The organism is Flavobacterium tyrosinilyticum, from assembly GCF_023656565.1.
Taxonomy (GTDB): Bacteria; Bacteroidota; Bacteroidia; order Flavobacteriales; family Flavobacteriaceae; genus Flavobacterium; species Flavobacterium tyrosinilyticum.
The window spans coordinates 742,777-766,553 of sequence record NZ_JAMOKG010000001.1 but is presented as its reverse complement, the minus strand read 5'-3'; the positions used below and the strand labels follow the sequence as shown (position 1 = coordinate 766,553).

The 23,777-nt window shown below is 34.2% G+C and carries 22 protein-coding genes; 2 read left to right on the top strand and 20 right to left on the bottom strand.

Annotated features, from left to right (window positions below):
• The first annotated feature begins 210 nt into the window (after window positions 1–210).
• The gene (locus NCC77_RS03335) at window positions 211–813 is read left to right on the top strand and encodes a DUF937 domain-containing protein (protein ID WP_095928173.1); all 603 of its coding nucleotides are present in this window, start codon (window positions 211–213) and stop codon (window positions 811–813) included.
• A 62-nt stretch (window positions 814–875) separates the two neighbouring features.
• Here NCC77_RS03335 and NCC77_RS03330 read toward each other — a convergent pair whose 3' ends face one another.
• The 7 genes from NCC77_RS03330 to NCC77_RS03300 all read right to left on the bottom strand — a co-directional run bounded on the left by NCC77_RS03330 (window position 876) and on the right by NCC77_RS03300 (window position 6,270).
• On the bottom strand, window positions 876–1,784 hold the full coding sequence (locus NCC77_RS03330; RefSeq protein ID WP_095928172.1) for a pseudouridine synthase: 909 nt from the start codon (window positions 1,782–1,784) through the stop codon (window positions 876–878).
• 203 nt (window positions 1,785–1,987) lie between these two features.
• Entirely contained in the window at window positions 1,988–2,944 is a 957-nt protein-coding gene (locus tag NCC77_RS03325; RefSeq protein WP_095928171.1) for a geranylgeranylglycerol-phosphate geranylgeranyltransferase, read from the bottom strand.
• Window positions 2,945–3,006: 62 nt separating this feature from the next.
• Complete coding sequence (locus tag NCC77_RS03320; protein ID WP_250834342.1) at window positions 3,007–3,597, bottom strand: DUF502 domain-containing protein; 591 nt, start codon at window positions 3,595–3,597, stop codon at window positions 3,007–3,009.
• Window positions 3,598–3,673: 76 nt separating this feature from the next.
• A complete protein-coding gene (locus NCC77_RS03315) occupies window positions 3,674–4,612 on the bottom strand; it encodes a mevalonate kinase family protein (RefSeq protein WP_250834341.1) in 939 nt (312 codons plus the stop codon).
• Window positions 4,613–4,615: 3 nt separating this feature from the next.
• Entirely contained in the window at window positions 4,616–4,924 is a 309-nt protein-coding gene (locus NCC77_RS03310; RefSeq protein ID WP_284705084.1) for a type II toxin-antitoxin system RelE/ParE family toxin, read from the bottom strand.
• On the bottom strand, window positions 4,921–5,145 hold the full coding sequence (locus NCC77_RS03305) for a hypothetical protein (RefSeq protein WP_250834340.1): 225 nt from the start codon (window positions 5,143–5,145) through the stop codon (window positions 4,921–4,923). Before NCC77_RS03305 ends, NCC77_RS03310 begins: the two co-directional genes overlap by 4 nt.
• Window positions 5,146–5,169: 24 nt before the next feature.
• Entirely contained in the window at window positions 5,170–6,270 is a 1,101-nt protein-coding gene (locus NCC77_RS03300) for a diphosphomevalonate decarboxylase (RefSeq protein ID WP_250834339.1), read from the bottom strand.
• 152 nt (window positions 6,271–6,422) lie between these two features.
• On the opposite strand from NCC77_RS03300, the gene NCC77_RS03295 reads away from it, so the two are divergent.
• Window positions 6,423–6,899: a TspO/MBR family protein gene (locus NCC77_RS03295; RefSeq protein WP_250834338.1), complete on the top strand. Its 477-nt coding sequence runs from the start codon at window positions 6,423–6,425 to the stop codon at window positions 6,897–6,899.
• Window positions 6,900–6,942: 43 nt separating this feature from the next.
• On the opposite strand, the gene NCC77_RS03290 is transcribed toward NCC77_RS03295, so the two are convergent.
• From NCC77_RS03290 to NCC77_RS03230, 13 genes are all read right to left on the bottom strand, one after another.
• Window positions 6,943–7,683, bottom strand: coding sequence for a hypothetical protein (locus NCC77_RS03290; RefSeq protein ID WP_250834337.1), 741 nt, complete (start codon window positions 7,681–7,683; stop codon window positions 6,943–6,945).
• An 82-nt stretch (window positions 7,684–7,765) separates the two neighbouring features.
• Window positions 7,766–8,434, bottom strand: coding sequence for an MBL fold metallo-hydrolase (locus tag NCC77_RS03285; RefSeq protein WP_250834336.1), 669 nt, complete (start codon window positions 8,432–8,434; stop codon window positions 7,766–7,768).
• Between the two features lie 61 nt (window positions 8,435–8,495).
• A complete protein-coding gene (locus tag NCC77_RS03280; RefSeq protein WP_250834335.1) occupies window positions 8,496–9,068 on the bottom strand; it encodes a Crp/Fnr family transcriptional regulator in 573 nt (190 codons plus the stop codon).
• A gap of 3 nt (window positions 9,069–9,071) precedes the next feature.
• The gene (locus NCC77_RS03275) at window positions 9,072–9,719 is read right to left on the bottom strand and encodes an HAD family hydrolase (protein ID WP_250834334.1); all 648 of its coding nucleotides are present in this window, start codon (window positions 9,717–9,719) and stop codon (window positions 9,072–9,074) included.
• A gap of 6 nt (window positions 9,720–9,725) precedes the next feature.
• Complete coding sequence (locus tag NCC77_RS03270) at window positions 9,726–10,934, bottom strand: BaiN/RdsA family NAD(P)/FAD-dependent oxidoreductase (protein ID WP_250834333.1); 1,209 nt, start codon at window positions 10,932–10,934, stop codon at window positions 9,726–9,728.
• Window positions 10,935–11,016: 82 nt separating this feature from the next.
• Entirely contained in the window at window positions 11,017–11,694 is a 678-nt protein-coding gene (locus NCC77_RS03265; RefSeq protein ID WP_250834332.1) for a glycerophosphodiester phosphodiesterase, read from the bottom strand.
• 186 nt (window positions 11,695–11,880) lie between these two features.
• The gene (locus tag NCC77_RS03260) at window positions 11,881–13,548 is read right to left on the bottom strand and encodes an alpha-amylase family glycosyl hydrolase (protein WP_250834331.1); all 1,668 of its coding nucleotides are present in this window, start codon (window positions 13,546–13,548) and stop codon (window positions 11,881–11,883) included.
• Window positions 13,549–13,754: 206 nt separating this feature from the next.
• Window positions 13,755–15,617, bottom strand: coding sequence for a glycoside hydrolase family 13 protein (locus NCC77_RS03255; RefSeq protein WP_250834330.1), 1,863 nt, complete (start codon window positions 15,615–15,617; stop codon window positions 13,755–13,757).
• A 107-nt stretch (window positions 15,618–15,724) separates the two neighbouring features.
• Window positions 15,725–17,839, bottom strand: a complete 2,115-nt coding sequence (locus NCC77_RS03250) for a glycoside hydrolase family 97 protein (protein ID WP_250834329.1) — start codon at window positions 17,837–17,839, stop codon at window positions 15,725–15,727.
• Between the two features lie 28 nt (window positions 17,840–17,867).
• Complete coding sequence (locus NCC77_RS03245; protein ID WP_250834328.1) at window positions 17,868–20,171, bottom strand: glycoside hydrolase family 65 protein; 2,304 nt, start codon at window positions 20,169–20,171, stop codon at window positions 17,868–17,870.
• Window positions 20,172–20,363: 192 nt separating this feature from the next.
• Window positions 20,364–21,023: a beta-phosphoglucomutase gene (gene pgmB / locus NCC77_RS03240; RefSeq protein WP_250834327.1), complete on the bottom strand. Its 660-nt coding sequence runs from the start codon at window positions 21,021–21,023 to the stop codon at window positions 20,364–20,366.
• On the bottom strand, window positions 21,016–22,533 hold the full coding sequence (locus tag NCC77_RS03235) for an MFS transporter (protein ID WP_250834326.1): 1,518 nt from the start codon (window positions 22,531–22,533) through the stop codon (window positions 21,016–21,018). The genes pgmB and NCC77_RS03235 overlap by 8 nt, the downstream gene beginning before the upstream one ends.
• 174 nt (window positions 22,534–22,707) lie before the next feature.
• Window positions 22,708–23,739 carry a LacI family DNA-binding transcriptional regulator gene (locus NCC77_RS03230; protein WP_095928151.1) on the bottom strand — a complete coding sequence of 344 codons (1,032 nt, stop codon included), beginning with the start codon at window positions 23,737–23,739 and terminating at the stop codon, window positions 22,708–22,710.
• Window positions 23,740–23,777 lie beyond the last annotated feature (38 nt).

Below are 23,777 nucleotides of genomic sequence, written 5' to 3'. Positions count from 1 at the left end.
TTTTTCTTTTGTGTTTGACAACGAAAGGGTTGAGTTTGCTAGTGTTAAGACGTTTTTAGTGTTAAGAACTGGTTATTAAGAAGGTAAATTTTTAACTTAATTTTTGGAAATGTTAAAATATTTTATATTTTTATCACGATAAACGATAAAAAGCCTCATTTTATCGATTATTTTAAATAAGTATAAATAATCATTTTTTAAGTTATGAGTATGACCCCAAACCTACAAATTGAACTTAGACGCTTTATTTCTTCTAATGTTGTCTCCAAGTTAAACAAGTTTTATTTTGAGAATGATGCACTTTTAATAAAGGGAATAGACGTCTCGATCGGTACAATTTTAATGGGACTCTATAACAAAGCTGAAGAATCTGATTTTTATTCTGAAATCGTTTCATTAATCCAAGAAGATTCTACTTTTTACCAAGAAATAGACTTTAATGCAGGCAGAATTTTATCAGTCGACGATTGTTACCGCATAGAAGGAAATGCTTTACTGAAAGAATTATTCTCCAACAAAAAAGGCAGAATTTCAGAAATGGTTTCAAACGAAGTTGGCATTAAAAGCGAAACAGCCAGAGAAATACTTAACTTTTCAGCATTACTTGTAATGTCTTATTTAAGATACAATCTTCAATTAATAGAAAGTTTAAAGCTCCTTTTAGAAGACCAAAAAAGAGATATTTTAAACAGCATTCCTCCCGGAATTAAAATCATCCTAGGTTTTTCATCTTACGAAACTGTAGAAGATAAAAACCAATCTATCGGAAGATCTATTTTTACCCTTTTCGGACATAATTTCTTTAGTTTTTAAATAAAAAATCCCATTTTCTAGAAGAAAATAGGATTCATTTATGACTTAAATTTGAAAAATGCTTATGTGTTTTTCAAATTGATAACTTCTTGATCGGTCAAAAAGCGCCAATTTCCACGAGGAAGATTCTTTTTGGTTAATCCAGCAAACGAAACACGGTCAATACGCAATACATTGTATTCGAAAGATTCAAAAATTGAACGCACCACTTTTACGTTAGCAGTACGCAGTTTAAGACCAACTTCGCTTTTTGGTTCATTATCAATATAGCTTACTTCTTCAACAAAAACGCGGTGTCCGTCAAGAACTAAACCTTTGCTGATTTTCTCTAAATCTTCAAATTTCAAGTTTTTGTCTAAAGAAACCTGATAGATTTTAGACGATTTCTGGTTTGGCAATGTAAACTTACGAATCATATCTGTATCGTTTGTAAACAATAATAAACCAGTTGTATTCTTGTCCATTCTTCCTACAGCAGCAATTTTTGCATTTGTAGCGCCACGAACAAGTTCTAGAACGTTACGATATTCCTGACCTTCGTCAAAGGCAGTCGTAAAGTTTTTAGGTTTATTTAATAAAATATATTCTTTCTTTTCAGGAGTTAATGTAACACCGTCAAAGTTTACAACATCATTTAGTTTTACCAAATAACCCATTTCTGTAACTACAGTACCGTTAACTTTAACGTTTCCAGACTGAATATAAATGTCGGCGTCACGACGAGAACAAACACCAGAATTAGAGATGTATTTGTTCAGACGAATTTCATCTGAAGCCTTTTGTCTCTTTGCTGGCTGATTTTGTTTTCTCAATTTTTCAGCAGCAGCTTCCTGAGCAGCTTTAACTTCAGGTTTTACTTTTTTAGGCCCTTGCGCGCGCTTAGCCATAGGAGGTTTTGGCTTGTTAGAGTTTGGTCGTGAGCTATTTGGTCTCGATCCGCCTCTTTTATTGTTGCCTTCCTTGTTGTTCATAGAATCATTAATTTGTGCAAAGATAGTTTTTTCCTGCTAATAAATCTTAAGTTCAATGTTCTTAGATTAATAGCGCTTTATTTTAAGAGGTTTAGGAGCAATATAATTGGTCTTTTTAAAATAGGTTGTTCCGCAGAGATTCGCAAAGAATTTCGCGGAGTTACACAAAAAAGACTTTGCGAATCTCTGTGAAATAAAAAGCTTTAGTAATTAGAAATCAATTCGCGACCATGCCATAATACGCTCGGGTTAATCAAAACAATGCAGCAAACGCCAGATACAATCAGGAACTTAAGAACATTATGTAGTCTTAGATATTGTTCTTTAGAGTCCGATTTCCATAAATAAATCAGGAAGAAAAGAAGAACTCCAAAACAGACATAGAAATAAATGTCCATATAGCCTACATCATAAATATTAACCAAAACGTAAACAGGTAAAATGGTAGACAAAGTCAACCCCGTGATAATTTGCTTAGAAATTTTTTCTCCGTATAAAACCGGAATGGTTCTATAGTCGCTTACTAAATCGCCTTTCAGGTTTTCTAAATCTTTTATCATTTCGCGAATCAATAAAAGCAGAAACAAGAAAACCGCATGTGCCGAAATCACCACAAAATGACTCATATGATTCTCAATTTCTTCAAACGAAATCTTATTATAGAAATAAAGTAAAATCGCAAAAAACGGTGTTACAGCAAGCAAAGCAGACATTAAATTTCCAATAATGGGATATTTTTTAATTTTATGAGAATAAAACCAAATCATAAAAATATAGCCCGAAAAGAACAAAAAGGCTCTCCAGGAAACTATAAAAGCCATTAGAACAGCGAGAAAATTCAAACTGAAATATACGTTCAATTTAGTTTTCTGACTAACCAAACGATCCAGCATGGATTTATTCGGACGATTAATCAAATCCTTCTGACTGTCGTAAAAATTATTGATGATATATCCTGAAGCGATTGTAATAGCCGAAGCAAAAACAATTAAAAACAAGTGAAAATCAAGCAAAATATCCAACGCTCTAATTTCTGGCGCCAATATAAAAATTGCCGATAAATACTGGGCTAAAACGATAATTGGAATATTGTAACCTCGAACTACAGAGAACAGACTAACAATTTTCATTACTAAAAGTTTTTGTTGTCTGCTTAACATAGATGATATAGTGGAGTTGATTTGATGTAGGGAAGTTAAAGTATATTTTTTGATTCTGAAAACTAGAGCTTGTTTTTTAACAATTCTTCAGATCCGTAACCTAATTTTCGAATGCAGGCCAAAGCTTGTTTTTGCGTAATATCGATTTCTGTAATATCTTTTTTATCTACAAAAACCACCGACCCGCTCCAAGGGTTTGGAGCATCTGGTATAAAAACTGTAGATTTCTCATCACTGATTTGTTCTATTAAAAAAGCAAATTGTAAACCAGCATCAGTAGGAACTAATATTACTTTTAAATCGTCTTTAGATTCTAATCCTAATATATTTTCATTCATGCTTTTCATAAATGAATAACCGGGAACAAAACTTAAAATTCCTTCTTCTAATTTCTGAACCAATTTTTCTGCCGCTGCAGTTCTTGCCAATAATCCAGCGACTAGACAGATTAGAATTATGATTAATAATCCAACAAGTTCTTGAATTGCAAGCCCTAAAACGCTTACTTTTGGTAAAGCACTTACTAGCGGAAGTGTTGTTTTTTGTATAATACCATATCCTTTTTCCAAAACAATTAATAGTATAACTAAAGGCACTAAAAAAAGAATTCCTCCTAAAAAAGTTGTTTTGATAATCTTTAAAATACTTTTCATAGGCAATAATTTTTTAAGATTAAATTTTAGGAAAGGGTATTCAATACATCACAACAATATTTTTAGAGGTTTAACTTTAAAACTGGTAAACTACTTCTAATTTATAGTCTTTTAAGGATGCTTTGGCTCTTTCTAAATCTTCGGTAAAACCAAGGATATAACCGCCTCCTCCAGAACCGCAAAGTTTTAGGTAATAATCGTTAGAGTCAATTCCGTGTTGCCAGATTCCGTGAAATTGTTCTGGAATCATTGGTTTAAAGTGATTTAAAACAACTTTAGAAAGTTTTTTGGTATTGGTAAACAAAGATGTCATATCGCCATGCAGGAAGTTTTCTACGCAGGCATCTGTATATTTCACAAACTGATTTTTAAGCATAGCACGGAAACCTTTATCTTTTAGGTTTTCCATAAAAATACTTACCATTGGAGCAGTTTCTCCAACAATTCCTGAGTCTAACAAAAATACAGCACCTTTTCCGTCAAAACTTTGAGTTGGAATACCAGTTGCTTCAATATTGTCTTTCGAATTAATCAGGATTGGAATGCTCAAATAGCTATTTAAAGGATCTAAACCAGAACTTTTTCCGTGGAAAAAGCTTTCCATTTGAGAAAATATATTTTTTAAGTGTAATAATTTTTCACGAGTCAGATTTTCCAACACAGTGATTTTATTAGTAGCATATTTATCGTAAATAGCTGCAACAAGCGCACCGCTGCTTCCAACGCCATATCCTTGCGGAATACTAGAATCGAAATACATTCCAGTTTCAACATCATTTTTTAAAGCTTCTAAATCAAAAGTAACCAATTCTGGCTGTTGCGTATGTAGCACTTCAAGATAAGAAGCAAAACTTCTTAAGCTTTTGTTTGATGAAATGGCTTCTTCTGTAGGCTCTTCAGATTTTTTTAAAGCGCCGTTGTAAAAATTATAAGGAATAGAAAGTCCTTTAGAGTCGCGGATAATTCCGTACTCTCCAAAGAGTAATATTTTTGAGTAAAATAGTGGTCCTTTCATGATTTATTTTATGTCTTTCTTTATTTTATTTGGGTTTTGTCTAGTGTCGAAAATGTTGTGAATCCTGATTTCGTTTGCACTAAAACTATATAATAGGCTCGATTGCTTTGTTATAACACATTTTCGATATTTTTTATTCACAGTTGATTTTGGAAAAATTTCTGGATTCACCACCATTATTGAAATTGCTTTTTCAAATTTGACAATAAAAATCTTTTTTGATTTTTCTGACCATCTTGCTTCAATGAACTTTAAAACTGAATCTAAATTTTTCTCCGCTGTTTTTGAAAAACTTACTTTAAGATCTACTATCTGTATTTTTTCATCACATCCTCATAGCTCGTAAATTCTCCTCTTTCAAATTCTAATTCACTTTGAGCTATATCCTCTTTTTGTTGATCGGTCAAATCGTCCCACCAATCTTTTTTGTTTTTTCTAAGCAATTTTGCAACTGCCATAATGATTGAAGGATCATCAGTTTTTTTCAACATCTCCATCGCTTCGCGTTTTTCTAATTGAATGTCAATAATCAAAAATTTAACTAAAGATACGCAAAATTATAATGCAATCGCGCCACTTCCAATTTTGTCGCAAATGTATTGACTATTCTGACAAAATACAACTAATTCGTCCTGAATAAATTGAAGTACTTTTTCGCTAACGTTTTCGGGATAAAGTACGTGCACATTTGCTCCAGCATCTAGCGTAAAACATACTGGAATCTGGGTTTCATTTCTAAATTTCCAGATCGCATTTATGATTTGCAGTGTGTTTGGTTTCATCAAAATAAAGTACGGCATAGAGGTCATCATCATAGCGTGTAGTGTCAATGCTTCACTTTCTACAACTTTTATAAACTCGTTTAAATCTCCGTTTTCAAAAATGGAAATTAATTTATCCAGATTTTCATGTGCCTGAGCAAAACGTCTTTCAGCATACGGATGGTTGTGCATTAAATCGTGCCCAACTGTACTCGAAACCTGTTTTTCGCCTTTGTCAACCAATAAAATAGTATCTTGATAATTCTTGAAGTTTTCGTGAATTGTATATGGAAATTCTACTCCAAACAAATCGGTGCTTCCTTCAATATTTTCCTGATTTCCCCAAACGACAACATTCCCTTTCACACTTCTGCAAGCGCTTCCAGAACCTAATCGCGCTAGAAATGAAGCTTTTTGATAGAAATACTCATCGGTCATTTCTGGATTCAATTTTCTCTCCAAACTCATAAAATTCATTGCCAAAGCCGCCATTCCAGAAGCCGAAGAAGCAATTCCTGAACTATGAGGGAAAGTATTTTGAGTGTCAATTGTAAAATGATATTCTTTCAAAAACGGCAGATAAACTTCAACTCTTTCTAAAAACTTCTGAATTTTTGGTTTGAAATCTTCTTTTGGTTTTCCTTCAAAAAGTAAATCAAAAGAAAAACCATTTGTCACGTTGAGTAAACTCGAAGTGTCTCTTTTTTCAAAACCTAATTTTGTAATTGTTTTACAGTTATTTAGAGTAAAACTAACAGAAGGATTTGCTGGAATCTGGTTGTCTTTTTTTCCCCAGTATTTCACTAAGGCAATGTTGCTTGGAGCGCTCCATTCAAAGTTTCCGTTTTCGATTGCTGAAGTATATGAATTTGGTATAAAATCGGCTGCTGTTAACATGAATTATAAAATTTTGGCAAAGATAGTTTTTAAATTTTTTTAGCATATAAGGAATATAAGAAAATGTAAGCAGACTTTCGTAAAATGAACTTACATTACTTATATGGTTTAAAATTTTCTTTTGCCTATTTTTGAATTCAAAATTTGATGTCATGAATAAGTTTGTAAAAATCGCTATAGCTTTAGTAATTTGTTTAACGGTTGGATATTCTGCTAGTTTAGTAACAAGGCCAAGTATTGAGACTTGGTATGTAACGTTGGAAAAACCCGTTTTTAATCCGCCGAATTGGATTTTTATGCCAGTTTGGACAGTTCTTTACATATTTATGGCAATTGCAGCAGCGTTGGTTTGGGACCGAATAAAAGAACATACTGAGGAAGTTAAAAAAGCACTGCTTTTCTTCATCATTCAATTGATTTTAAATGCTATTTGGTCTTATTTATTTTTCGGATTAAAAAACCCGATGTTGGCTTTAGTCGAAATCGTGCTTTTATGGCTGATGATTTATGAAACGTATTTGAAATTCGTCAAAATCAATAAAACTTCAGGTTATTTATTGATTCCTTATTTAGCTTGGGTTGGATTTGCTACAGTTTTGAATGCTAGTATTTGGTGGCTGAATAAGTAAAATTTAGTTTCAAGTTTCAGGTTTTTCTCTGTTTCAAGTTAAGCTATTTCAACTTCTTAAACTCTTCATTTTTAACATATAAAAAATCCATTATATAAAGTAAATTTTTCTGTTTTAGAATAATTTCAGATTGCGGATCGGCTGTACAAAAGTCTAGGAAAAGAGCTTTTTCATCAGGATTTAATTTTAGATCTTTTGTAAAAAAATCTAAAGGACAAGTTGCTTCGGCGAATGTTTTGAAATCCAATTCAGGAGTTTTCTTTTTAGGTTTTTTGTTGCCACTATCTTCTTTTTTAAATAAACTTAAAAGACCTGCTCCCATAGCGCCAAAATTCATTCCGTTTGCAATAGTACCGTCATAAACGCCAGTATATTTTCGTAAATCGCTCGAGGCTCTCATTAATGCAATCGAATCTGAAACTTCTTGAGTAGGACCAACATGAGGAAATTTTATAGTTGTAATTAAGACTTCATCGAGTTCTTCCGGTTTCAAAATCATATTGACAACAAGGTTATTTTGATCTATGTTTTCCTGAGAAATTTTAAATCTTTTAAAGAAATAGTCTTTGGAGTAAAAAAGAAGGCTGTCTTGTGGACGGACTAAAATTGAAAACTCGCCTAGCTCATTTGTTCTGGTACTAATTCGAGCTGTTTTGTTAATCACCTCTACTTTATTAAGCGGAATGTTTTGCGAAAAAACTTTTCCGTTTAATACTTTTTCCGTTTGAGAAACGCTGAGCTGATAAGTGAAAATAGAAATTGTAGTAAGTAATTTTACTCTCATATAGGATTAATTAGTTGAGAGTAAAATCATTAGAATTGTCTTAATGAAAACTTACGGAATGTGTAAATTCTTGTTAATAAAATTATCGCATGTTTTGAACAAATTTTCCCAGTTCTCCATTATTAAATAAAACTGGTCCGTGACCAAAACACAATATTTTAGGTTGTAATGATGCCAATTTGAGAATCGATTTTCTATTGGTTTCTTTATTAGCGGTAAATAAATGGGGAGGTTCATGCAAACCGACTTTTGTAGTGAGAAGATTCATATTAGTCATCACATCGCCTACAATTAAAACGCCATCTTTTTCTCTGAAAAAAGAGATATGTCCGCTGGAATGTCCAGGAGTTTCAATTACCGTGAATCCGCCAATCTGATCTCCTTCTTTTAAAGTTTCAGAAACGAGATATCCTTTTCCTGCCCAAAAGTTTTTCTGAAATTTAGAAATGATATGATTCGGATTTGGGTATTCTGTAATTACATTTCCGTTTTCAGCAAATGCTTTTTCAGGTTCACTGCATAAAAGGGGGATATTCAAAGTTTCGCAGAGTATTCTACTGCTTCCCTGATGATCGGCGTGAGCGTGTGTCAAGGCGTGTTTGGTAATAGATTTATCTTTAATTGCTGTTACTATTTTACTGGCAGAAGTTCGAATTCCGGCATCGATTAAAACATCTTCAATTACATAACAATTAATACCGTTGCGCGGAAATAAAGGAATCTGGTAAACGTCTTTGGCAATATTCTTCATCTTTTTCAAATTTTATTTTGACAAAGATTCGAATTCAGATTCTTAATCCACTTGATAAATGTTAAGAAATGTCCTGACGGATTCTGCTCAACGATTCAGGAGTAATTCCGAGAAAAGAAGCGATATAAATTAAAGGCGTTCGCTGAATTATTTTGGCTGGAGCCGAAGATAAAAAAGTCTGGTACTTTTCTTTTGCCGGAATCATTTGCAGTTTTAAAACACGATCCGCCATACAAAGGTAATTTTGCTCGGCTAAAATTCTCCCGACACGTTCCCAATTCGGAATTTCGTTATACAGAAACTGCATTTTTTCGAAAGTAATCGAAAGAACTTCGCAATCTTCAATACACTGAATATTTTCAAAAGAAACGGATTGATTTATAAAACTAGAATATGAAGCAATAAAACCCTCATCACAACTTAAATAAGTCGTAATTTCTTTTCCGTCTTTTAAATAATAAACCCGCGCCAGACCTTCAACAACAAAAAAGATTTTATTGCTGATTTTTCCCATTGAAGAAAGAGAATCTTTAGCTGTAAACTTTTCATATTCAAAACAAGAATCTATCTTTTCAATTTCTTTTTCAGAAAACGAAGCGATTGATAGTATTTGTTTTTGTAATTCAGCATTCACGATTTACAATATTCCGATTAATTCTGAAGCATTATTAATAACCGTTTTTGCGCCACTAGATTTCAATTCATCTGCTGTTCTGTAGCCCCAAGTTACGCCCACAGGAAACATATTAGCATTTATAGCCGTTTTCATGTCAATATCAGAATCTCCGACAAAAAGAATTTCTTCGGGTTTTAAATTCCATTTTTTACTGATTTCAATCGCTTCAAACGGATTCGGTTTCTTAAGCGCTTCTGTGCTTAAACCAATAGCTGTGTCAAATTGTTTTGGAAATAATTCATAAGCTATTTTCTTGGTTAACTCATCGGCTTTGTTGGAGAAAACAGCCATTTTGATGTTTTGCGAAGTCAGATTTTCTAGCAATTCTACAATACCCTCATAAGGTTTTGTTTTGAGCGTACAGATTTTAGTGTATTCATCGACCATACATTCAAAACAACTTTCGATTTCATCATCAGAATTGTTTGTAGCAGGTAAAGCTTTACTTACCAGATTTCGTAAACCGCTCCCAATAAAATATTGATATGTGTCGTAAGTATGTGTAGGATAATTTAAAGCAGTAAGTACTTTGTTCATCGCATCTGAGATGTCTTCTAACGAATTGACTAATGTGCCGTCTAAATCGAAAATAATTCCTTTAAATTTCATTTTGTATTAAATGTTTTGAGCCAGAATAAACCCGCTTGTCCAGGCATTCTGAAAATTAAATCCGCCTGTAATAGCGTCGATGTTTACAATTTCGCCAGCAAAATAAAGATTTTCGTGAATTTTACTTTCCATGGTTTTAAAGTTGATTTCTTTTAAATCGATTCCGCCAGCCGTTACAAATTCTTCTTTAAAAGTACTTTTTCCGTTGACTTTAAATTCAGATTTTGTTAACTGTGAAGCTATGTTTTGCAATTGATTTTTAGACAAATCTGCCCATTTCGTTTCAGAATCAATTCCCGAAGCGAGAACCAAACTTTCCCATAAACGGTTTGGGAAGTCAAAAGGTGATTTTTTAGACACCGCTTTTTTAGCGTGTTCTTGTTTTAAATCTTTCAAGATTTTTTCGGCATCTTCAAAATCAACATCATTTAGCCAATTAACGAAAATGGTAAATTGATAATTTTTATCATGTAAAATACGAGCGCCCCAAGCCGAAAGTTTCAGGATTGCGGGTCCGCTCATTCCCCAATGTGTGATTAACAAAGGTCCTGTCGATTCGAGTTTGGTATCTTTTACATTAATGGTAACTTGCGCTGCAACGCCTGGCAATTCCTTAATTCGAGAATCTTTGATATTGAAAGTAAATAGGGAAGGAACTGGACTAACAACAGCGTGTCCGTGTTCCTGAAGCATTTCCCAAATTTTAGGGTTGCTTCCCGTTGCCATAACTAATTTTTCGGCAGCATAATTGTCGCTTTGCGTATCTATTTTCCAATGATTTTCTTTTTTGAAAATAGATTGAACACTTTGTCCTGTCAATACTTTTATGCCTAGTTTTTCTGTTGCTTTAAGGAAACAGTCAATAATAGTTTGGGATGAATTAGAAACTGGAAACATTCTTCCGTCTTCTTCAATTTTTAATTCTACACCGTGTTTTTCAAACCATTCAATAGTATCTCCCGAACAAAATTGATGAAAAGGCCCGCGAAGTTCTTTTTCGCCTCGGGGATAAAATTTTACTAATTCGTTGGGTTCGAAACAAGCGTGTGTAACGTTGCAGCGTCCGCCTCCGGAAACGCGGACTTTAGAAAGGACTTCTTTTCCTCTTTCTAAAATGGCAATTTTTAGTTTCGGATTTTTCTCGGCAATATTAATTGCGGTAAAAAAACCTGCAGCGCCTCCGCCAACGATGATTATGTCGAAATTTTTGATCATGTTTTTTTGTTAGCCACGAATTCACGAATTATTTTTGATAATCTTTGATGATAAATTCGTGAATTCATGGCTATTTTAAATTTTATATTTTGTCTGGATTATCAGAGATAATTCCGTTTACGTTGTAACTTTTTACTTTTTGAATGTCTTCTTTTGTGTTTACTGTCCATGGTAAAACTAAGAATCCTTTTTCTTGCATTTGATGTACGTTCTCTTTATTCAATAACTGAAAATCAGGATGAATAGCTTTTGCTTTTATTTTTTCGGCGAAAGCCAAAGCAATGTCAATATCTTCTTCTGTTAAAACACCAATTGGGATGTTTGGATTTAAGTTTGATGTTTCCTCCAACATATTCCATTCAAAACTTGAAATGATGAAATGATTGTAATTCCAGTTTTTTACTGAAATATATTCTTCAATTAAAGCAACAACTTTAGTCGCAGTTCCTAAACCTTTTAATTCGATATTGATGAAACATTTTTTGTCCACCAAATCAAAAACTTCATTTAAAGTTGGGATTTGATATTTTCCATCAATTAAAAATGATTTCAGTTCAGCTAAAGTAAAATCATTTACAAGACCTTTTCCATTGGCGGTTCTGTCTATGGTTTCGTCGTGAATTACGATAATATGTCCGTCAGAGCTTACATGTACATCAAGTTCAATTCCGTCTGAGTTTAAGTCTAGGGCTTTTTGAAAAGCTTGTAAAGTATTTTCAGGTTCGTAGGCCTTGGCGCCTCGATGTGCAATCTTGAGCATCTGTTGTGTGTTTAACCGCAAAGGTCGCAAAGTTTTACGCAAAGGTCACAAGGATTATAAAAAAAGTTAGCCACAGATTACACAGATTACCTCAGATTTTTAAAAATCCTTTTAATCCTAATAATCTGTGGCTAAAAAACTTTGCGAACCTTGCGATTTTCCCTTGCGACCTTTGCGGTTAAACTTTTAAAGCTCTTCTAATAAAACAATATCAAAATCATTGTCTATAATTACTTTTCCATCAATTACTTCGACTTCTTGATTTGAATAAGCATCTTTTAATTTAGTTCCGTTTGGGAAGACATCGCCAACGGGAAGCTCTTTTCTGCCTTTTGGTAAATCTACTCCCATAACTACTTTATCTGTAAAAGAGCCTTTTGTAAATGTTCTGGAAAAAGTATAAGGATATGGATTAATCAGTTGGTGAACACCAGCTCCAACCGCAGGATGATTTCGTCTAAACTGACCTAATTTCTGCCAGTGTAAAAGTGTTTTTTGCGTTTCAGGATTGTTCTGAATATCCTCCCAATTCATATTAGAACGTAATGTAGCATCACCTTGAGTTCCTTCAACTACCAATGATCTAGCCGATTCATCTCCATAATAAACCTGAGACATTCCAGGCGAAAGCAATAGTTTGTTGGCTGTTTCGATGCTTTTTGTTCTGTTGGCATCAAAAGGTTGTCCGTCGTCATGAGAAGACATATAATTGAGAACTGAATATCCTTTTAAATCATTGTTCAAAGCGTTTGAATATTTAGAAAATAAACCTTCGTAATCGTTTTGAGTTGCATTCCATTTAAATTCAAAGTTGATCATGCTGTTGAAACCATTCTGGAAATAATTGACTTTTCGGTCTCCAAAATCATAATCCTGCCCACCGCTTATTCCATAACCGTAAACTTCGGCAATTGTGTAAAACGGATTCTGATCTAAAACCTGTAAAGGATGGTGTTTTTTCCAAGTCTCAAATGCATAATCGCATTCTTTTTTGAAATCGGCCCAAACTCCTTCTTCGGTGTGTTTTACTGTATCAGCGCGGTAGCCGTCAATTCCAAATTCAAGAATATAATCGGTTAGCCATTTTATAATGTAATATTTTGGTGTTCTTGGATATCCTGTTCTTTTGAAGAATTCATCTAATGAAGCAATTTCTTTTTCGTAACGGCCTTCTTTTTTCCATTTTTCTATTAAAAAAGGAGGGAGTTCGACTTCTTGTACACTTTCAGTTCTAACATCTGGCAGATTTTCAACCAAAGTACACATTGTAGTATTTTCAAAAGATTTATAATCGCAGACAACGCCAGTTCTAACCCAATCTGAAGGCCAAACGGGATCTTCGGGAGTTACAGGGCCAGTATGATTAATTACGCCGTCTAAAACTATCCTGATTCCTTTTTCGTGTGCTTTTTTTACAAGATTGGCTAAATCTTCTTTTGTTCCAAAGTTCGGATCGAGAGCCGTCCAATCTTTTGCCCAATAGCCATGAAAACCATAACTCAATCCAGTTCCTTCGTCAACGCCATCGTGAATCTGCTCGACAATCGGCGTAAGCCAAATGGCATTGATTCCTAATTTTTCAAAATATCCCGATTCTATTTTTTTGGTAATTCCTATGATATCTCCGCCTTCAAATCCGCGAAGTTTTCCAGGGGTTTTAGTTCGATTGAAATTGACGTCGTTGGAAGTATCTCCATTGTAAAAACGATCTGTAAGTAAAAAATAAACATTTGCCCCTTCCCAAACGAAAGGTGTTTTCGAAGTATTGTCTTTATTCATTGAAACTGATTTTGAGCCAGAACAACTCATTGTTAAGTATACTAAAGATAAAAAAAGGAAAGTGTATTTTTTCATTATTTTAGAATATTTTAGGATGGATTGTGTTGAAAAAAATAGCCACGAATTCACGAATTATTTTTTAAAATCTGTGAGAATAAAAATTCGTGAATTCGTGGCGGAAAAACTTTGCGTAGACGCAATGCAGTGCGCCTCTACGATATATACTGTGGCAAAAAATATTGCGAACTTTGCGCTTGTCCTTGCGAACTTTGCGGTTAGGTCTATTCCAATTCTAAAACCAAAGCTGATTTTGGTTCTAAAGTAATTTCAGAAGCTAAATCGAATGTTTTTCCTGAAATAACATCTTTTCCAGATTTAAAGTTTTTGATGCTTTCTTTAAAGCGGTTTGTTTTTACAACCTGCTCTTTTGCATTGTTATTGAAAACTACCATAACGGTTTTATTATCAGTATATCTGAAATATACATAAGTGTTGTTTTCTGGAATATAATGCTTCATTTTTCCGAAATGAACCGCTTCGTTTGTTTTTCTCCAGTTGAATAATTTTGCACTGAAATCAAAGTAAGCCGCTTGTTCTGGAGTTCTTCCTTCTTTGGTGAAAGCATTGTTTTTGTCCCCAGCCCATCCGCCAGGGAAGTCCTGACGAATATCGGCATCTCCGCCTTTTCCCTTATCACCACCCATTCCAATTTCTGAACCGTAATAGATTTGCGGAATTCCACGAACTGTTGCCAATAAAGTCATTGCCAGTTTGTATTTTGGTAAATCATATTTGAATTTTTCATTCATACGATCCGTGTCATGATTTTCAGCAAAAACTAAGATATTATTGGTATTTGGATATAAAAAATCCATTGCAAAATTGTTGTAGAATTTAATCAATCCGCTATCCCAATTTGGTTCATCTTCACTAAAAGCAGAAGTAATCTGACTTTGAAGCGTAAAATCCATTACACTTGGAAGATTCGAATTGTAGTTTTCAATAGCACCAATTTTACTGTCTTTTTGCCAAAAAGCTAAATTCGCCTGATTGTGCATCCAGATTTCACCTACAATATTAAAATTAGGATATTCGTTTGTGATTGATTTTGCCCATTCGGCCATTGCCGTTTTATCTGAATAGTTATAAGTATCTACACGGAATCCGTCAAGATTTGCAAATTCAATCCACCAAATAGCATTTTGAGTTAAGTATTTTGCAACAAGAGGATTTCTAAGATTCAAGTCTGGCATTGAAGGCACAAACCAACCATCAACACAAACTTCCTGATCTATTTTTGAAGCATGAATATCTGTAATTACTTCACGACGGTGATGCGTTTGTGTGAAAGTTTCGAATTGATTGAACCAAGTTTTAGTTGGAATATCTTTCATCATCCAGTGCGTAATTCCCCAGTGATTTGTTACATAATCCATAACCAGTTTCATGTTCTTTTTGTTCATTTCTGAAGACAAACGAGCATAATCATCGTTTGTTCCGTAACGCGGATCTATTTTGTAAACATCCGATTGTCCATACGTATGATAGGAATGCTGTTTGTCGTTGTCTTCGCATAAAGGTGTGCTCCAAATTGTTGTCGCGCCAAGAGACGAAATATAATCTAGGTTTTTGATAATCCCTTCGATATCACCGCCGTGGCGTCCGCTTGGATCTTGACGATTTCCTTTTTCAGTTAAAGAAGCGTCGCTGTCATTTTTAGGATTTCCATTAGCAAAACGATCCGGCATGATTAAGTAAATCAAATCAGAGGCGTCGTAACTTTTTCTGTCTGCCGAATTTGCTCTTCTTTCTTTTAGAGCATATTTTTGTTTAAAGGCAATTTTATTATTGTTTTTGAAAGAGAAAACCAATTCAGAAGCTTTTACGTCTTTTGTATCAATTGTTACGAAAAGATAGTTTGGATTTTCTGTTTTTTCTACATTTTTAATCACAACATTATTCGAAACCGAAGCTTCATATTGTGCAATATTTTTTCCGTAGAACATAATCTGCAGTTCTGAATTTTTCATTCCAGCGTACCAGAAAGGCGGTTCTACTTTTTGGATTTGTGCTTTCGCGGAAGCGGAAAACAGCAAAACCAATAAGACTAATTTATAGATAAGTGATGTTTTTTGGTTTTTCATAGTGAAGTAGAATTTAAACCATATAAGAAATGTAAGAACATTTAAGACAAAAACTGGGGGAGATTTCTATTTAAATGGACTTACATTTCTTATATGGTTAATTTAAATTATTTGTTTTCAATAATGCTTATCGCATATCCTCCTCCAGGAGCAGAAAACTGAGATAATTTTGATTTATTAGTTACAGCAATTTTCTTGATTGTGTAAGCTTGCGGATTCGTTTTGTAATGCGCATCTTTTGCATCAGCATAAATGGTTGCAGTATATTTTTTACCTTTTTCAAGGAAACTGAAATCGATGTTTGAAGTACGTGGCGTTTCTCCGTTTACGTTTCCAATGAACCAGTTATTTGTTCCTTTTGCTTTACGAGCAACTGTGATAAAATCTCCTGGCTCAGCTTCAATATATTTACTTTCAGACCAGTCTACAGCTACATCTTTAATGAATTGAAATGCATCTGGAAAACGGTTGTAGTTTTCTGGAGTATCAGCAGCCATTTGCAACGGGCTGTACATAGTAACGTATAATGCCAATTGGTTTGCAATTGTACTGTTTACATGCGATTTGTTCTCAGGATTCATTTTGCTGATATCCATTTCGAAGATTCCAGGAGTGTAATCCATTGGACCACCAATTAAACGTGTAAATGGCAATACCGTTACGTGATTTGGTTTAGAACCTCCAAAAGCTTGGTATTCTGTTCCTCTTGCAGCTTCGTTTCCAATTAAGTTAGGATACGTTCTTGCAATTCCTGTTGGTCGAACGGCTTCGTGAGCGTTTACCATAATTTTATAATCAGCTGCTTTTTCGATTGCATATTGATAGTGATTTACAATCCATTGGCTGTAGTGGTTTTCGCCTCTTGGCAAAATATCACCTACGTAACCGCTTTTTACAGCATCATATCCATTATCATTCATGAATTTGTAAGCAGCATCCATGTGTCGCTCGTAGTTACGAACAGAACCTGAAGTTTCGTGGTGCATGATGATTTTTACACCTTTAGATTTCGCATATTCATGTAGACCTTTTACATCGAAATCTGGATATGGAGTCAAGAAATCAAAAACATAATCTTTAGAATGTCCAAACCAGTCTTCCCAGCCTTCGTTCCAGCCTTCAACCAAAACAGCGTCGAAAGCGTGTTGTGCAGCAAAATCAATGTATTTTTTCACATTAGCATTGTTTGCTCCGTGCGTTCCGTTTGGTTTTGCTTTCGCGAAATCAGTAACTCCCAATTGAACTGTTGGGTAGTCATTAGTATATGACCAAGAGCTTTTTCCTGTAATCATTTCCCACCAAACACCAACGTATTTTACTGGTTTAATCCAAGAAGTATTGTCAATTTTTGATGGATCGTTTAAGTTGTAAGTCATTTTTGAAGCTAAGATTTCTCTAGCATCATCGCTCACGATAATCGTTCTCCAAGGTGAATGATTTGGTGCCTGCATGTGACCTTTATCTCCTTTTGCATCTGGCGTTAACCAAGATTCGAATACTAAGTTTTTATCGTCTAAATTCAAATGCATACAAGAATAGTCAATCAAAGCCGCTTCATGTAAGTTGATATAGATTCCGTCGTTTGTTTTTAACATCAAAGAAGTCTGAACTCCTGTTGGTGAAAAAGATTTTTGTGAAACGTTTGCTGTATACGCTTTTTCAGATAATCCTCGAATTTCAGATAATTTCGATTTTGTGTAATCGTATTCCTGAGTATCATAATCTCCTGGAATCCAGAAAGCAGTATGATCTCCAGTCATTGCAAATTGAGATCTTTCTTCTTTAATTACAAAATAAGTAAGATTCTTTTGCGCTGGAAATTCATATCTAAATCCTAAACCGTCGTCGAATAAACGGAAACGGATAACGATTTGTCTGTCTGTTCCTTTTTGGTTTAAAGTTACAGCCAATTCATTATAATGATTTCTGATGTGATCTACTTCTCCCCAAACCGGTTTCCAAGTTTCGTCAAAAGTCGAAGTTTTTGTATCAGTAATTGTAAAGTCATTCAACAAAGATTTTTTGTCATCTTTTAATTCAAGACCTAATTTACTAGTTTTTACAACTTCTTTGTTTTTGTATTTTAAGTTGTACGTTGGAGTTCCGTCGTTTTGAAGAGAAAATTCCATTACGAACTTGCCTTCGGGTGATTTTAACTGCTGCGCTTTTGCAACCGTGCTAAACGCAAACAAAATTAAACTTGCGAAAAATAAGTTTTTCATGTTTTTAGATTTTTAGGTGTATTGTAATTTAATTTATTTGTACAAATTTACTTGCAATTTCAGGTTTTCCATTAACGATAATTGTTAAATCTTGATCGCCATCTACAGTAAATGTTGTTTCGTTATGATTTACAGCTACTTTTAAAATTTGATTTCTGAAATTAATTTTAAAAGAGTAACCTTTCCATTCTTTTGGAATTTTTGGTGAGAAATGAAGCTGGTCATTTTTAACACGCATTCCTCCAAAGCCTTCCACGATACTCATCCATGTACCGGCCATTGACGTGATATGACAACCTTCTTCTACTTCTTTATTATAATCATCTAAATCCAGACGAGAAGTTCTTAAATAAAATGTATATGCCATGTCCATTTTATCTAAAGCTGCAGCCTGAATCGAGTGAACGCAAGGCGAAAGAGAACTTTCATGAACCGTAAATGACTCGTAAAATTCGAAATTGCGTTTCAATTCTTCTTTAGAGAAATGATCTTCAAAGAAATAAAAACCTTGTAAAACATCGGCCTGCTTGATGTAAGGCGAACGTAACACGCGATCCCAAGACCATTTTTGATTAATTGGGCGCTGTGATTTATCTAAATCTTTTACCGGAACTAAATCTTTGTCTAAGAAACCGTCTTGCTGTAAGTAGATTCCAAGCTCTTTAGAAATAGGGAAATACATATCATCTGCCACTTTCTTCCATTCTTTGATTTCTTCAGCAGAAAGATTTACTTTTTCGAGAACACGTTTGTGGTCTGCAGGATATTCTGAAGCTACTTTTTCAATTTGTTCAGCTGCAAAATCAATACACCATTTTGCAATATAGTTGGTGTAGAAATTATTGTTGATGTTGTTTTCGTATTCGTTTGGTCCTGTAACACCAAGAATTACGTACTGATTTTTATCTTTAGAAAATGAAGCTCTCTGATGCCAAAAACGCGCAATACCAATTAAAACTTCTAATCCTTTTTCTGGAATATATGAGTAATCTCCCGTGTAACGGTTATAATTGTAAATCGCAAAAGCAATCGCTCCATTTCTGTGAATTTCTTCGTGTGTGATTTCCCATTCGTTGTGACATTCTTCGCCATTCATGGTTACCATTGGATACAACGCTGCACCGTTTTTGAAACCTAAATTATCTTTAGCGTTTTCAATCGCTTTGTCTAATTGATTGTAACGATATGTCAATAAATTACGCGCAACTTGTTGGTCTTTTGTCGCCATGTAAAACGGAATACAATAAGCCTCAGTGTCCCAATAAGTAGATCCGCCGTATTTTTCTCCTGTAAATCCTTTTGGACCAATATTTAAACGAGAATCTTTTCCTGAATACGTTTGGTTTAATTGGAAAATATTAAAACGAATTCCTTGTTGCGCTTTTACATCGCCTTCAATAGTAATATCTGACATTTCCCAAACTTTTGCCCAAGCCTCAATTTGATTTTGAAGCAAAGTATCATATCCTAAGGCAACCGCAGATTTGATTACTTTTTCGGCTCCAGCCAAAGTGTTTTCGTGGTTTAAAGAAACGGTATAACCTCCAATTTTTTGAATGGTTGAGGTTTGTCCTTTTGCGATAATAGTACCGTAAGTGTACTGAACTTTATCTACAGTCGAATCGATTGTTGACGGCGAAACATTGATGTTTTCTCCATTTGCCAAAATCGTATTGTGCATAAAGGTCGTTACTTTAAAATGCGTTTTGAAAGTTTGAGCCGTTACAAAAGCTTCATTTGTACCTTTTTTAACTTCCAAAGGTTCCCAGAATTTTTCTTCCCAGTTGGCATCTTCATTGGTTACACCAGCGTCGATATACGGTTTGTAAACGATTTTTGCGTCTTTATTTAAAGGTGTAATATCGTATTTGATCACTCCAGCTTCGTCTAAATCTAAGGAAAGAAAACGACGAATATTTACCGCAATCTCAGTTCCGTTTTTAAGAACAGCTTCAAAAGAACGATTGTACCATCCTTCTTTCATATTCAATTCTCTGCGGAAATTTTGAACTTCGGTACAATTGTGTAAATCAAGGTTTTCCTCGTTGATTTCAATATCAATTCCAATCCAGTTTGGTGCATTTAGTACTTTGGCGAAATATTTCGGATAACCGTTTTTCCACCAGCCCACTTTTGTTTTATCTGGATAATAAATCCCTGCGATATAACTTCCCTGGAATGTTTCGCCAGAATATGCTTCTTCAAAATTCGCACGCTGCCCCATAGCACCGTTTCCGATACTAAAAAGACTTTCAGACGATTTTACTCTTTCGACATCAAATCCTTCTTCTATTATGGACCAATTGTCTGGTTTTATATAATCTTGATTCATTTTTTAATTAGATAATGTGGCAATTTTAGGAATTAGAAAATGTGTCAATTTGATAATTTGATAATTATTTTTTTGACGCTTTTTTTACCTTTTGAACTGCTTGGTTGTTCTACGTTTTTTTTAAGTGAAATAATTTGTCGATTGATAATTAAATAATTCTCATTTTAGAAATTATCTAATTATCAAATTTTCTCATTGACTAATTAAATCGTTAATAAAGCTTGTTTCGATTTGGGTAAAATCTTTAAAAATATGATCAGCTTCATGTAAAATTGTTTCCTCACCAATTCCAACACTTACCATTTCTGCGATGTTTGCTGCCTGAATTCCGGCAACAGAATCTTCAAATACGATTGAATTTTTTGGATCAATATGTAATAATTGAGCCGCTTTTAAGAAAACTTCCGGGTCTGGTTTTGCATTGGTAACGTCATTTCCGTCAACAATAACATCGAAGTAAGATAGAACTCCAGTTTTTTCTAAAATTGGTCTTGCATTTTTGCTGGCAGAACCCAATGCAATACCTTGATTTTTCTCTTTTAATAGTTTTAGAATTTTTAAAACTCCTGGAAGAACCTCACTTTCATCCATGTCAACTAAATAAGATAAATAATCTTCGTTTTTTTGAATCAGCCATTTGTCTTTGTCCTCTTGTGAAGCCTGAACATTTCCTAATCCAAGTATAATATCCAACGAACGAACTCGGCTTACGCCTTTTAAAAGTTCGTTGTCTTCATGCGTAAAATTTATATTTAATGATTGGGCAATTTTTTGCCAAGCCAAAAAGTGGTATTTAGCGGTATCAACGATCACGCCGTCAAGATCGAAGATGAATGCTTTTTTATTATTCATGGATTTCAATTTTAGTTTTACTATTTACTCTAAGAGTCAATAATCCTGCGAAAATCATTGATATGCCTCCAATTATTAGAGCGTAAATAGGTTCATTATGGAAGAATTGTTTGATTACGAATCCTAATATCGTAGCGGCTACGATTTGCGGAATTACTACGAAAAAGTTAAAAACTCCCATATAATAACCCATTTTTGCAGCTGGCAAAGCACCAGATAACATCGCATAAGGCATGGATAAAATACTTGCCCATGCAATACCAACTCCCAGCATTGGAAGGATAAGCATTTGTTTGTCACCAATAAAATAAATTGAAATTAAACCAACACCTCCAGCACATAAAGCCAATAAGTGTGTTGCTCTAACGCCTACTTTTTTTGCAATAATTGGCAATAAAAAGGCAACTGCAGCGGCAATTCCGTTGTAAACTGTAAACAATACCGAAACCCAGTCGGCGGCATCATTGTAGGTTTTCGAAGTTGTGTCTGTAGTTCCAAAAATATGCTGCGTGACTGCTTGAGTCGTATAAATCCACATGGAGAAAAGCGCAAACCAAGAGAAAAATTGAACCCAAGCTAATTTTTGCATTGTTTTTGGCATATTCAATAAATCGGTCATGATTATGGTAAAACCATTCTGAACTTTTTTTGTTCGTAGTTGCGATGCAATTACAAATAAAACGCCCATGAAAATTAGACCAATAAATAGAATGTAAAGTTCTTTTGCCAGGTTGTTTTCGAAAATTAAAAATGAAATTAATGCTCCGATACCAGCAAACAGTAATCCTAAAAGCAATTGTTTTTTTGTAGAAACGCCAGATTCTGTTTCAGAATTTGATATGCCTTCTGAGTCTTTTTTGCTGTTAGCTTCAAAAGCATGAAGTTCTTCAGGCGTATATTCGGTTGATTTAAAAACGGTCCATAAAACGGAAAGCAGAAAAACGATTCCGCCAATATAAAATGACCATTTTACGGCATCCGGAATAATTCCTTTTGGCGCAACATTGCTGACATCAAAAACATTTGTGAAAAGATAGGGTAAAACAGAACCAACAACGGCACCGGTACCAATAAAGAAACTCTGCATAACAAAGCCCAAGGCACGCTGATGGTCGGGTAAATTATCGCCTACGAAAGCACGGAAAGGTTCCATTGAAACGTTGATCGATGCATCCATTATCCATAAAGTTCCTGCAGCAATCCATAAAGTTGGAGAGTTGGGCATTACGAACAAAGCCATCGATGATAAAATCGCGCCAATTAAAAAATAGGGGCGTCGTCTCCCTAAACGAGTCCAAGTTCTATCACTGAAATAACCAATAACGGGCTGAATAATTAAACCTGAAACAGGCGCAGCAATCCACAAAATTGGGATTTCATCTATTTTAGCACCAAGGGTTTCAAAAATTCTTGAAGTATTTGCGTTTTGCAGTGCAAAACCAAATTGTATTCCTAAGAAACCGAAACTCATGTTCCAAATTTCCCAGAAACTTAATTTACGCTTTTCCATTATCGTAATTTGAAAAATTATACGATAAGCGCCTTGCTTATCAAAACTTTGTTCTTTTCGAAGTAAAACTAAAAGCCTTGACGGGCGTAAAATTATAAATTATTTTTTTATTAATGCTAATAAAAAAGCCATAAATATTTTTTATGGCTTTAGAAAGTGTTGATTTTAAGTTTTTTAGTCAGTAGATTCTCTTTTTATTAAATGAGTTTCTATAACTTCTGTGGTGTAATTTTCTGTATGTTCTTCATCGTCATCTTCTTCTGCTTCAAGTCTTTCAATAAGCATTTTTGCTGCTTTGTTGCCCATTTTTTCTCCGCTTTGACTAACGGTTGTAATTGTTGGAGTCGAGTATTTTGAAATGATTCCGTCAGTAAATGCAATTACAGCTAAATCTTCAGGAACTTTTAACCCCATTTTATTTGCTGTTTTGATAATTGTTACGGCAAAAAGCTCATTTACAGCAAAAACGGCATCGAAAGCTCTTTCATGCAAAAGCTGACTAATGGTTATTTCGCAAGTTTCTACATCTTCAATTTTTATGATTAAATCTTCATTAAAAGGCAATCCGTTGTCTAATAATGCTTTTTCGTAGCCGTCGGTTCTCAGTTTTCCAACACTTACATAATCGACTGTAGTTACTAGAGCGATTTTTTTGCGGCCATTGTCAATTAAACTTTGAACTGCTTCATAGGCTGCAGATTTATCATCAATAATTACTTTATCGCATAATATATCGTTTGTAACGCGATCAAACATTACTACAGGCATTCCTTGATTGATCACTTCGGTAATATGATGAAAGTCGCCTTTAAATTGTGTTTCTTTTGAAAGCGACATGATAAAACCATCAATACTTCCGTTGGCTAACATCTCCATGTTTAGTACTTCCTTGTCAAAAGAATCGTCTGATACACAGATTACTACGCTGTATCCGTATTCATTTGCAACTTGTTCTACTCCATTGATGACAGTAGAGAAAAAGTAGTGTACAATTTCGGGAATAATAATCCCGATACTCTTGGTTTTTCGGTTCTTTAAACTAAGGGCAATATTGTTTGGTTTGTAGTTGTAAAACTTCGCAAAAGCCTGCACTTTTAGTCGTGTTTCTTCGCCAATTTCTAAACTGTTTCTAAGTGATTTTGAGACAGTTGAGATAGACACGTCAAGCTCCTTTGCAATCTGTTTGAGGGTTATTTTACGTTTCATCGAGTTAATTGAAAAAAATCTAATTAATAATAAAGGTG

Coding starts and splice junctions, on each gene's coding strand:
- NCC77_RS03335 (WP_095928173.1), top strand. CDS start 211: ATGACCCCAAACCTACAAATTGAACTTAGACGCTTTATTTCTTCTAAT.
- NCC77_RS03330 (WP_095928172.1), bottom strand. CDS start 1,784: ATGAACAACAAGGAAGGCAACAATAAAAGAGGCGGATCGAGACCAAAT.
- NCC77_RS03325 (WP_095928171.1), bottom strand. CDS start 2,944: ATGTTAAGCAGACAACAAAAACTTTTAGTAATGAAAATTGTTAGTCTG.
- NCC77_RS03320 (WP_250834342.1), bottom strand. CDS start 3,597: ATGAAAAGTATTTTAAAGATTATCAAAACAACTTTTTTAGGAGGAATT.
- NCC77_RS03315 (WP_250834341.1), bottom strand. CDS start 4,612: ATGAAAGGACCACTATTTTACTCAAAAATATTACTCTTTGGAGAGTAC.
- NCC77_RS03300 (WP_250834339.1), bottom strand. CDS start 6,270: ATGTTAACAGCAGCCGATTTTATACCAAATTCATATACTTCAGCAATC.
- NCC77_RS03295 (WP_250834338.1), top strand. CDS start 6,423: ATGAATAAGTTTGTAAAAATCGCTATAGCTTTAGTAATTTGTTTAACG.
- NCC77_RS03290 (WP_250834337.1), bottom strand. CDS start 7,683: ATGAGAGTAAAATTACTTACTACAATTTCTATTTTCACTTATCAGCTC.
- NCC77_RS03285 (WP_250834336.1), bottom strand. CDS start 8,434: ATGAAGAATATTGCCAAAGACGTTTACCAGATTCCTTTATTTCCGCGC.
- NCC77_RS03275 (WP_250834334.1), bottom strand. CDS start 9,719: ATGAAATTTAAAGGAATTATTTTCGATTTAGACGGCACATTAGTCAAT.
- NCC77_RS03270 (WP_250834333.1), bottom strand. CDS start 10,934: ATGATCAAAAATTTCGACATAATCATCGTTGGCGGAGGCGCTGCAGGT.
- NCC77_RS03265 (WP_250834332.1), bottom strand. CDS start 11,694: ATGCTCAAGATTGCACATCGAGGCGCCAAGGCCTACGAACCTGAAAAT.
- NCC77_RS03260 (WP_250834331.1), bottom strand. CDS start 13,548: ATGAAAAAATACACTTTCCTTTTTTTATCTTTAGTATACTTAACAATG.
- NCC77_RS03255 (WP_250834330.1), bottom strand. CDS start 15,617: ATGAAAAACCAAAAAACATCACTTATCTATAAATTAGTCTTATTGGTT.
- NCC77_RS03250 (WP_250834329.1), bottom strand. CDS start 17,839: ATGAAAAACTTATTTTTCGCAAGTTTAATTTTGTTTGCGTTTAGCACG.
- NCC77_RS03245 (WP_250834328.1), bottom strand. CDS start 20,171: ATGAATCAAGATTATATAAAACCAGACAATTGGTCCATAATAGAAGAA.
- pgmB (WP_250834327.1), bottom strand. CDS start 21,023: ATGAATAATAAAAAAGCATTCATCTTCGATCTTGACGGCGTGATCGTT.
- NCC77_RS03235 (WP_250834326.1), bottom strand. CDS start 22,533: ATGGAAAAGCGTAAATTAAGTTTCTGGGAAATTTGGAACATGAGTTTC.
- NCC77_RS03230 (WP_095928151.1), bottom strand. CDS start 23,739: ATGAAACGTAAAATAACCCTCAAACAGATTGCAAAGGAGCTTGACGTG.